The sequence below is a fragment of the Pseudomonas fragariae (ex Marin et al. 2024) genome, assembly GCF_059621105.1.
In genome coordinates, this window is the sequence record NZ_CM184369.1 from 3,671,952 (window position 1) to 3,682,888 (window position 10,937).

Annotated in this window: 5 protein-coding genes and 3 pseudogenes; all 8 read right to left on the reverse strand. The window is 51.0% G+C overall.

All coding sequences use genetic code 11. From position 1 onward, the window contains the following. Positions 1–117: 117 nt before the first annotated feature. A complete protein-coding gene (locus AC54XV_RS15775) occupies positions 118–1,029 on the reverse strand; it encodes a LysR family transcriptional regulator (RefSeq protein ID WP_496718962.1) in 912 nt (303 codons plus the stop codon). 407 nt (positions 1,030–1,436) lie between these two features. Further along, positions 1,437–2,405: pseudogene (locus AC54XV_RS15780) on the reverse strand (IS5 family transposase). A gap of 293 nt (positions 2,406–2,698) precedes the next feature. Continuing rightward, entirely contained in the window at positions 2,699–2,929 is a 231-nt protein-coding gene (locus AC54XV_RS15785; protein WP_225650550.1) for a hypothetical protein, read from the reverse strand. Continuing rightward, a pseudogene (locus AC54XV_RS15790) lies at positions 2,916–5,279 on the reverse strand (DUF637 domain-containing protein); the annotation flags it as partial. The gene AC54XV_RS15785 and the pseudogene AC54XV_RS15790, both read right to left, overlap by 14 nt. A gap of 372 nt (positions 5,280–5,651) precedes the next feature. After that, positions 5,652–5,873 (reverse strand): TreTu family toxin, encoded by a 222-nt coding sequence (locus AC54XV_RS15795; RefSeq protein WP_129449354.1) that lies wholly within the window; start codon positions 5,871–5,873, stop codon positions 5,652–5,654. A 98-nt stretch (positions 5,874–5,971) separates the two neighbouring features. Beyond that, a pseudogene (locus AC54XV_RS15800) lies at positions 5,972–6,226 on the reverse strand (DUF7660 family protein). 341 nt (positions 6,227–6,567) lie between these two features. Next, positions 6,568–7,098 (reverse strand): contact-dependent growth inhibition system immunity protein, encoded by a 531-nt coding sequence (locus AC54XV_RS15805; RefSeq protein WP_058398227.1) that lies wholly within the window; start codon positions 7,096–7,098, stop codon positions 6,568–6,570. Between the two features lies 1 nt (position 7,099). After that, positions 7,100–10,864, reverse strand: a complete 3,765-nt coding sequence (locus tag AC54XV_RS15810) for an endonuclease toxin domain-containing protein (RefSeq protein WP_496717054.1) — start codon at positions 10,862–10,864, stop codon at positions 7,100–7,102. Between the last annotated feature and the right edge of the window lie 73 nt (positions 10,865–10,937).

Genomic DNA, 10,937 nt, shown 5'->3' on the forward strand with positions numbered 1-10,937 from the left:
TTGATCCTCGTCAAAACAGTCCAACTTGTAAACTGTCGATATTTGATGAGGGGATGTGAATTTTTTCACCGCAAGACTGTTTTTCCGCCAACACAATCAGCGTGAACTCAGCCCTGGCTAGCGATAACAGCTTTCCACATAATTCATGGCAGCCTGGATGGAAGCCACCGCGCGCAGGTCTTCATGCACGCCCAGCCAGACATCGACTTCCAGCGGAGCCGACAACTCCACCCGGCACAGACGATTATTATCCTCTACGGCAAAACTGGGCAGTAACGCGATGCCCACACCGGTCTCCGCAGCACGAATTTGCAACTCCACCGTTTTGGCCTCCAGCACGAAGGGTCGATCACCGACGATATCCCTCAGCCATCCGTTCTGACTGTCACTCATCAGTTCATTGTCATAAGCAATAAACTCATAATGCTCCGGAGGGCGTTGCTCCAGATAAAAACGTGCGCAATAAAATGAAAAGGAAGCCGTGCCAATGCGCCGCGCGACAATGCCGCTTTCAACAGGTTTGGAAAACCGTATACACAGGTCAGATTGGCAACTGGATAACGACGAATACTGGTGATCGCCCAACAAGCGCAACACAATGCCGGGATGCATCGCCCGAAACGCCCCCAATTGTGGCACCAGCTTCTCGACCGCCACCGACGGCGGCGCACTGATGGTCACCTCCACACCCTGCACCACCTGAGCCGCAACCGCGAGACGACCAACAGCCTGGGTCTGCGCCTCGATCTGTCGCCCGATCGCCGCCACACGTCGTCCCTCATCAGTCAGTTCATACAAACGCTTGCGACGGTCGACAAGCTTTACATTGAGAGACCTTTCCAGCGAAGCGATACGGCGCGAAACAGTAGCGTGCTCCACACCCAGTATCCTTGCAGCACCACTCAGGGAACTGACCGTGGAAAACATCACGAAGTAACGCAGGTCCTCCCAGTCAAAACAGATCCTGGGTTTTCTGAACAGGTTGTTAACCTCGAAGGTAGCCGATCCGTCCACTGGAGTCATTGTCATCCAAGCCTTATCCTTATGCGGTTCGTGCGAATAGGTAGTTCTGTTATGTTTTAAACCGAGCATTGACAGGTGCGTAGAACGATAAGGATAAGGCTGACAACTTCCTCAGGCCCGGACAGCGAGCGGGTGCCGCTGGGTAGTTTAGTTTATTGAGGGGTGGGTATTGCGGAGTGGGGTTCGGATGATTTGGGACGGGGGTGTCCGAAGTGGGGATTTTGCTAGGGTGAGCATTTTAAACAGAGGCAAGGCAGAATCATTTTAGGGAAGGTCTGAAGTAGGCAGACTTTTTAACCCACTCGTTGCTTCAAGGTTTCAAAAAACGTCGTTTCAATCGAAAATCAGAACTTTGCCTCGCCCAACTCCTCTTTTTTCTTCAGACAAGCGCTTTTTAGCGTCAATTGTCCACATTACAGGCGCACCTCTCCTGTATTCAGCAGCCGTTTCGCATCATCCACAGATTGGACAGAGCAAACAGCGTGGTCTGCTGCGCAGTGTTTTTCAGCAGGCCGCGGAAGCGTACTTTCGTATAACCAAACTGGCGCTTGATCACTCGAAACGGATGCTCAACCTTGGCGCGCAGTTGAGCTTTTGCGTATTCGATTTTGCGACGCATGCGCCCGATCAGACTTTTCTTTGCATGCTTTTTATAACTGCTGGGCCGCGCTGCAATCGACCATATCATTTGGCGATTTTGATGCTCGGGACGCTTTTCGACACTGGTATAGCCCGCGTCGCCAGAGACGTAAGTTTCTTCTCCGTGCAGTAACTGGTCGACCTGAGTTACGTCAGCTACATTCGCCGCAGCGCCCACCATGCTATGCACCAAACCGGATTCGGCATCGACACCGATGTGCGCTTTCATCCCGAAGAAATATTGATTTTCTTCGTCTGGTGCATTTCAGGGTCACGTTTTTCGTCCTTGCCTTGTTTTTGGTCGAACTCGGCGCATGAATAATCGTTGCATCGACCACGGTGCCTTGGCGCAGCAACAAACCACGGTCGCCCAAATAGCCATTGATGACCTGCAAAATCCTACCGGCCAGCTCATGTTTCTCCAGCAGTCGGCGGAAATTGAGGATCGCGGTTTCGTCCGGAATCCGATCCAAGTGCAATCCTGCAAACTGTCGCAGAATTGTGGTTTCGTAGAGCGATTCTTCCATGGCCGGATCGCTGTAGCCGAACCAGTTTTGCATCAGATGAACCCGCAACATCGCCATCAACGGATAGGCAGGGCGACCACCTTCGCCCTTTGGATAGTGTGGTTCGGTCAGTTTGACCAAGCCATTCCAGGGCAAGACCTAATCCATCTCGATCAGGAAGCGTTCACGGCGGGTTTGTTTGCGTTTGCCAGCGTATTCGGCGTCAGCGAAGGACATCTGCTCATCGGGACTCAACCGTTCAGTGGTCGGGACTGGCGCATTTCACCAGATTTGGAAGTCTTTTTCAGAGTTTCCTTAGCAAGAGCATCCACTTCTTCGCGTGGGCATTTTCAATACAAACATTGGCAATGCTCACACTTGTCTGGACTTAGTCAACGCTAGCAGCAGCTTTCCTTGCAACCTCTCCGCTAAAAGACGATCAAAGTTGTTCAACTGTCTGCGGTTTTCCGTCACCGAGCTATGTCCTACCCTTGTGACGAGGAACGGCAAATATTCCTTTCGGAGATAATTCATTCCGTCACAAAAGCCTTCACAAAAGCCCAACGCTTAATAGTCCAAAAAGTCGCGAACAGAACAGCCAGAGGCCCACCAACCACATAATACACCCAAGCCGAGTCGGTCTTAAATAAAACCGAGAAAAGAGCGGATATTATAATTGCAAAAAATATACTTACACCTAAAACCATGTTTAACAAGGCAAAAGACATAAACAAAAAATAGAAATATTTATTTCTTTTCATCAGAAACCTCTTTATAGATGCTATTTCCTTTTCCTGCGAGACTATAGAAATACATACCCATCGCAGTGCCATAAGGAGTAGCCCCTATAGCTGGTAGAAAGAAGTTGTTATCCACGCCACTCACCATAACTCCAAACATCGACTTAGGCCTATTCAGACCATCAGCCAAGCCCATTTTTAAAGGAACCTTCACTAGCCCGGCACCCAGCGAAAGAGCAAAATCGGCGCTACTGTAGGCAACGCCCCCCAGGTTACCAGGAAGAAGGGAGAATGCCTCTTTTACAGGATTATACCCTTCACCTCCACCATAAAAGTGGTTGTAAATACCCGTACCGCCTTCTACGACGTTACCAGCGCCAAATGCAGCCATCGGAGCACCGAAGACGCAACCTACTCCGCTTCCACATAAAGTATACCCTGATGCCACACTAATCCCACCAGTTACAATAGATCCCGTTTCAGTACCCAAAGGAATAACATCGCGAGTCGCTAGATCTTTAGCGGCATCGATATAGCGATAGTTGAACAGTCCCTTCTCCTGCTGGGCCTCAACCCACATAAGCTCATTACCAAGCCCTGCGACGTCAGACTCTTTTATCATACTATCTCGATATTCCGAACTAGCACGATCATACTGCGCCCAGCACTTAATTACATAACACGATGCTTTGTCCAAATTCTCCTTAGTGAGCCCTCCTTTCTTCACCTCGTCACGCTTAACCATTTCTTCATCTTCATGGGACTGCCGATTATACATCGTGGCATTTTTAGTAATCCAGGCAGCTTTTTCAATTGAGTCCGCGTTGGCATCGTCAGATGAAGCTGCTGCCAAAACGCCAACAATTTGTGAAGCCATAGGAAGCAGAGTTTTATCGTTCTGGACCAAACTCTCCAAAGACACAACCAAGGCTTCATTGGCACCTGCAGCCAACGCACCAGTCCTGAAATCTCCTCCGGTGGCCTTTGACAGCAGCCCTCCCACCATCGCGTGAATAACAACCTTGGAAGGCGTTCCGTCCGCGAATGTACCGTGGGTATAGTCACCCACTGCATTGAAACTCGCCGCCGCCAAGGTGTTGAATAGCGCGGTTTTGAGCGCATCACTGCCGCTCCCGCCCGTACCCAGCGCTTTACCCAAAATGGCAGAGGTTCCATTTTGGAGAATCTGATTCGCGGCGAATTGTCCAACGCCTGTCAAGGTTGAAAGTTCGGGGCCAATGATTTTCCCGGATGCAATATCAGTATGCGTACCCGTCAAACCATCAAAGTACGCAGCCGTCAGACCCGCCGTCACACCCGAGATGACATACCCTTTTATGGCATCGGAAGAAGTTACATCTTTAAATGCCGCCCCAAGGTTCCCGCGGTTATTAATAACGCTGACCGTTGCGTTGGTAGCAGCTCCAGCCGCAATAGCGCCTGCGCCGGCAGAGAGAAACGTTGCCGTACCTGCACTCATCGTTCCGGCTGTGACTGCAGCCCCTGTCGATGCACCTACCGCGCCCATTGCCATAGGCCCCACAACAGCAGCCATGATAATCGCGATGATAATTTGCGAGGCTGGGCCAAGACCGGAGTTGCTGTACTTGAAGGAGTCGTGAATCTCCTTCACCTGCCGCCAGTCCACGTCACCGCGCTTTTCAGCATCCTTGAGCCAGGCCAGTTGTGGATCGGCTTTGACCATTGCATCGATGCTCTGAGTGACCGTTCTCTGATCAACCTGCCTGATATCGATCTGCAGTCCATTGACGGCTTTAATGGTTACTTCACCAGCGGCAACCAGTTCGCTCTGGCGTAAGGCCTCGTCGGTATTACCTTTACCTTTGGAGGAAACCCAAAAGGCGTTGTTATTACTCTTCTCGTGACTCTCCTGATGCAGGTCCTTCACGCCCTCAAACGTAACTGCACCACCACTTTCAATCATCAGGTCCTTACCGCTCTCCAGCTTCGAGGCTTGGTACTTCTGATCTCCCCCACTCGCCAGCAACAAATCACCACCAGTGGTGATTTCACTGCCGACGTTTTTCACATCAGTCACTTCATCGCGCTGGGTTTTCTTCGCGCCGAAGCTGCCTTTTTTCTTCATGTCGTACAGCGAGTAATCACTGTCCTGCGCAGCAAGGATGTCCAGATTCTCACCCGCAACCAGATACGCCTCTTTACCGGCCGTAATACGGCTGGAGATCACGGAGAGGTTCTGTCCGGCCTGCAAGGCAACGCTACCCCCGGCATCAAGATCGGAGGAAACCTGGCTGACGTGGTCTTACTGACGGGTCAGTTTCTTGCTTTTCGACAGGGAGTGTTCTTCGTCCGCCGCAGAGCTGATGGTGAGGTTTTCGGTCGCGGCCATCCTTCAACTATCCGTGGTCAATATCTTTACAAACTTTTCAAACGCCTGAGAAACAGATTCTTTTTCTTCTGGAGAAAGCAATACATTCATAACCTGACCACCAAGAGTACAGTCATATATATCAATACCCACCCATCCTTCAGACTAAAACTCTACAACTCCTAGTTTGTTAAAACCGTCTAACTCTATCCTTTTTAAAGTCACGAAAATCTTCATCAGCAAATGATGAGTACTCTAGAGAAAAACCCTTCAAAAGTGGTTTTACGCTTTCATTAAACCAAGCGCAACTCATAAGCCCCCTCACTTCCTATCTAGAATTTCAATATTCTTGATCGCCGGAAGACACTCGCCACCCTACTTATTAAGCAAGAACTATTGTGACTTACCTGCATCAGGGCCAATCATTTTAGACCAGCCATCTTTCCCGCCTTGAAACAGTCTATTAGCTGGAACAGCAAATTCAACATAGACAGAGCCTTTGGGTGCAGCCGCTTTAAAGTCGGCGATGCCATTAGTCGAGATAAAGGTTTGTCCTCCACAGCCTTGCACCACTTTATTTGTATTTTGCATCTGCGCCAGCTCATCAGGAGACATCCACCTTTACACGAGTCATGCTGACATCGCTGATCACGTTGGTTTCGCCAAGCTTTAACGGAGAGCTGACTTTTGCTTTTTCACCTAAAACGCTAATACTATTCGTAAATCTTAGATGCAAACAATATTTTTGCAAATGTCTGCCAACTAGGGATGAGGGCTTCCTCATCTCCAGAGTTAAGTGCATAGAAATTCATTGCTCGAACTCAAGCTTCCATTGCATCCAAAAACCTTTCCAGCGTAGGGTTTTCCCATTCACCTGAATTCAACTCCAAATCCTCCCTAAGCCCACAAATAAAATCTGCAAACTCATCTCTTGTTTTAACGCTCTCAATCACCTTATCTAAATCCATAAGTCACCTATTTACAAACCCCGCGAATACAAATTATAGAACCGTTGTTTGGTGTAGTCATCTTCCTTCCAATTTCCTTGGCTATTTCGGCCTCGATGGCGGGAACGATTTTGATGGGCACGCTGTCTGCAGATTCAGCTAGAATTCGGCGATTATCTAAACAATTGGAGGCCATTGACCAACTACCCAAGAGTCAACAGAAATTCGTTGCGCAGATGCTTGATGCCCTGATCGCTTAGGCCACGACTAAAGCGAGCAGCGACGGACGGGAGGTTTTGCAGTAAGCAGATAAAACAACACCGGCACGAGGCCGGTGTCAGATCAACTCGAACCCCTACACATTAGGTGCACCGACTAAAAGCCAAGCGCAGGGCCGCACCTATATCAGAAGGGCTACTACCGCTGGGGATAGTGACATAGTTACTCTCACTTATACCCTTACCACTCCAGGCTTCTAGCTTTTCGTGATGGCTGGGGCGAATAGTGATCTGATCACTCTTACTTTCGATACTGCATTTTTTCATATCTTTAAATAATGCACGCTTGGTCTTGTAGCCATAGCGCTCCAAAGTGTTGCCAACCCATTGATCATATCGTTGATTGGTCAGATTGTAGTCGTAGAGTTCCATATCAAAAGTAGCTTCAGGATGAATCCAAACATCCTTTCGCGGCTCGGGAAGCACAAATCGGCTATGAGCCAAGGCGTCAAGCACAGCAAGGCCTAGCTCTTTATCGGCAGCGTCAGGGCTGAAAAAATACTCCACACCTTGCGGATCTGCTTGGCTACTTCGATAGCCAGAAAAAGTTTTTACGGAAATGAAATCTTTATTCATTTTCGCATCTGCCCAAGCTGTTTTTACGACATCACTCATCTTAATCTACCTTGGTAATTTTCACCGTAACGCCTTTGTTCTGACCATACTCAATAGCTCTATTAATTTGATCCCACTGAGCACTCGTCGTAGCCTTTGGAACTGCCACTTGCAATTCACGACTAGTAATTTGACTAGAGGATACTGTTACGTCTTTCAAACCGTACTCAGTAAATCCTGCGGCGGTATCAATATTTCCTTTGAGTGATGAATATACCTGGCTCGGATTGGCCATTTTAGCCGCAGTGGTCGTATCAAGTGTTTTTGCACTAGTCGCAACACCGGTCGTTCTATCAAAAAAGTCAAATGTCTTAAAGTTTGGGGGTAGTCGAGAGCCAGCTGGCAGTTGCGTCCCAAGGTAATCCTCCCAAGGCATGCCCTGTCCTTGGATACCCTTACCCCACTCAATCCCAGTAGTAGCACGGTCTATCGCTCCGCCAGTTGCTTTTGCACCTTGTCCTAATGGCTCGCTCCTTTGCCCACCTACCGCAGCTTTTGCACTCAGCCCCCCCATCACTTCGAGGGAACCGACCACCATGTTGCCTACCGCATTCCACGTATCGCCATCGACCGCCTGCCCTACGCCATATTTAAATTGCGCGGCGCCGTTGATCGCAGCAATGCCCCGGATTCCAATTCCCAGCGGCCCTGACAAGGCATATATAGCAGGACCGCCAATATTCGCCAACCCTTGCTGCTCATTGTTGACCAGCAGAGTGCCTTTTGCGTTAGCGTAGATCTGCTCCTCGGCAGTCTTGGTCCGGGACCAGCTCAACTGGGCGAATACGCCATCAAGCTCAGCTCGTGCAGCGTCGCTGTAGGCGTTTTTGGCTTCGGTCGTGCCTGCGTAGGAGAAGCCCTGAGTCGCAGGCGTGGTGCTTTGCAGGAGATTGGTCAGCCTTGCCTGCGCCTGCTCTTGACCAACATCTTTTGTCAGCTCATAGGCGTATACCTGAAGATAGGCTTGCAACTCTGACAAATCAGCCTTGGTCAAAGACTCGGGATTGGCTTTGTAGGCGTCCAACAAATTGTTACTGCGCTGATCCGACTTCTCGAGTGATACCAGCTTTCTCGCAGCCTCAATCCCCTGATCTTTTTCGTAAGCTTCTCGTGCGCTGTTTCTTTCCTTGATGTCATGGTCATTCAAGAAATTGTATTGCGTCGCGTTTTTGGCTATCCAACTACCTTTTTCAATCGAGTTGGCATCAGCGTCTTTCTGAGTGGCAGCGGCCAAGGCGCCTACTATCTGAGAACTCATGGTCAGTAAGTTTTCATTACCATTGACCAGACTATTCAGGTGCACAACCAAGGCTTCGTTAGCACCTGCAGCCAACGCACCCGCTCTGAAGTCTCCGCCTGTAGCCTTTGACAGCAGCCCCCCCACCATTGCGTGAATAATGACCTTGGAGGGCGTGCCATCCGCGAATGTGCCGCGGGTATAGTCGCCCACTGCATTGAAACTTGCTGCCGCCAAGGTATTGAATAGCGCGGTTTTGAGCGCATCACTGCCACTCCCCGCCGTCCCCAGCGCTTTACCCAAAATGGCTGAGGTCCCATTTTGGAGAACCTGATTAGCGGCGAATTTTCCAACGCCAGTCAAGGTGAAGAGCTCTGGGCCAATGATTTTCCTGGAAGCGATATCAGTATGAGTACCCGTCAAACCATCAAAATACGCAGCCGTCAGACCCGCCGTCACGCCTGAGATGGCATACCCTTTTATGGCATCGGATGAAGTTACATCTTTAAATACCGCCCCAAGGTTTCCGCGGTTATTAATAACGCTGACCGTTGCGTTGGTAGCGGCTCCAGCCGCAATAGCGCCTGCGCCCGCAGAGAGAAACGTCGCCGTACCTGCACTCATCGTTCCGGCTGTGACTGCAGCCCCTGTCGATGCACCTACCGCGCTCATTGCCATAGGCCCCATAACAGCAGCCATGATAATCGCGATGATAATTTGCGAGGCTGGACCAAGACCGGAGTTGCTGTACTTGAAGGAGTCGTGAATTTCCTTCACCTGCCGCCAGTCCACGTCACCGCGTTTTTCAGCATCCTTGAGCCAGGCTAGTTGCGGATCGGCCTTGACCATAGCATCAATGCTCTGGGTGACCGTTTGCTGATCAACCTGCTTGATATCGATCTGCAATCCATTGACGGCTCTAATGGTTACTTCACCGGCGGCAACCAATTCGCTCTGGCGTAAGGTCTCGTCGGTATTACCTTTACCTTTGGAGGAAACCCAAAAGGCGTTGTTATCACTTTTCTCATGACTCTCCTGATGCAGGTCCTTCACGCCCTCAAACGTAACCGCACCACCACTTTGAATCGTCAGGTCCTTACCGCTCTCCAGCTTCGCGGCCTGGTACTTCTGATCGCCTCCGCTCGACAGCAGCAAATCACCACCGGTAGTAATTTCGCTACCGATGTTTTTCACATCAGTCACTTCGTCACGCTGGGTTTTCTTCGCGCCGAAGCTGCCTTTTTTCTTCATGTCGTACAGCGAATAATCACTGTCCTGCGCAGCAAGAATGTCCAGATTCTCACCCGCAACCAGATACGCTTCTTTCCCAGCGGTAATACGGCTGGAGATCACGGCCAGATTCTGCCCAGCCTGCAAAGCCACACTGCCGCCCGCCTTCAGGTCCGCAGACACCTGACTGACATGATCTTCCTGCTCGGTCACCTTCTTGCTTTTGCCGTAGGAATGCTGTTCATCAGCCGCCGAGGACAGGGTCAGGTTTTCGGTTGCGGCCATCGCGATGTCGCGTTTGGCGTCGATGCTGCTGGCGATGACGTTGATGTCGCGGCCGGCCTGGGCCGTCAGGTCGCGACCGGCGCTGACCGTGGAGCCCAGTTGTGTGATGCTGGAGTTACTGGAGTTCGCACCGCGTGTCTGGCCTTTCTCGGCCTGGGCCGAGTCGATAGCCACGTCGCGGCCTGCAGAGATGCTCAAATCACGACCGGCCTGCAACACGCTGCCGGTGTTTTTCACGTCACGACCCGCTTGCAGGGACATGTCGTTAGCCGCTTCAATGCGTGCCGCACTGTCAGCGAAATCCTTACGCCAGGTCGCATCATCCGCAGCACTCTGATGGCTGGTCACCGTGCGTTCGTTAATTACATCGCCGCGCAGGGCGGTCAATGTCACATCACGTCCGGCGATAATGCCCCCGGACTTGTTGACCAGGTCATTACCTGCCAGCAGGTCCAGACGGTTGCCAGCTTCTATCAGACCGGAGTTGACCAGATCATTTCCAGCAGCCGCCGACAGGTTATTGGCCGCTCGCAAGGTGCCTACGTTGTCGAGGTTTTGCCCCGCGATCAGCGAGACGTCGTTACCCGCAATCAATGCCCCGGTCGGACCAAGGCGATTGTCGGCCTGAGCCATATACAGCACCGGCACCAGCACTTTTTCGCCATTCACTTCATGCTCTTCGAGCCAGACGATGTCATGGGTCAGCGCTGCGACTTGTTGTGAGTTCAGCGATACGCCGACCGCCAGGTTCAGCTGCTGCTTGCTGGCGATGGCGTTGTTCATCAGGTACTTGAACTGCGCCTCGTTGGAGGTCTGTCCATCGATGAACGCCTGGCCGGTGCGGGCCACGACTGCTTGCTGGACGAGGCGCTGTTCATACAAGCCGTCGCCCAAGCGCTTGGCGCTGACTTCCGGGTCGTAGCCCAGACCGGCCAACAGGTAGTCCGAGCTCATGAACTGCTTGAGTTCGGTGAGGACGCTCCACTCGTTTGTGTCGTTATCGACTTTGCTCACCTGACATTAATGTCAGTGAAAAACCTATAGCTTTGCTGGGAACAGTGAGGCCTTCTATTACTTCGAATAATAA

Coding starts and splice junctions, on each gene's coding strand:
- AC54XV_RS15775 (WP_496718962.1), bottom strand. CDS start 1,029: ATGACAATGACTCCAGTGGACGGATCGGCTACCTTCGAGGTTAACAAC.
- AC54XV_RS15785 (WP_225650550.1), bottom strand. CDS start 2,929: ATGAAAAGAAATAAATATTTCTATTTTTTGTTTATGTCTTTTGCCTTG.
- AC54XV_RS15795 (WP_129449354.1), bottom strand. CDS start 5,873: ATGTCTCCTGATGAGCTGGCGCAGATGCAAAATACAAATAAAGTGGTG.
- AC54XV_RS15805 (WP_058398227.1), bottom strand. CDS start 7,098: ATGAGTGATGTCGTAAAAACAGCTTGGGCAGATGCGAAAATGAATAAA.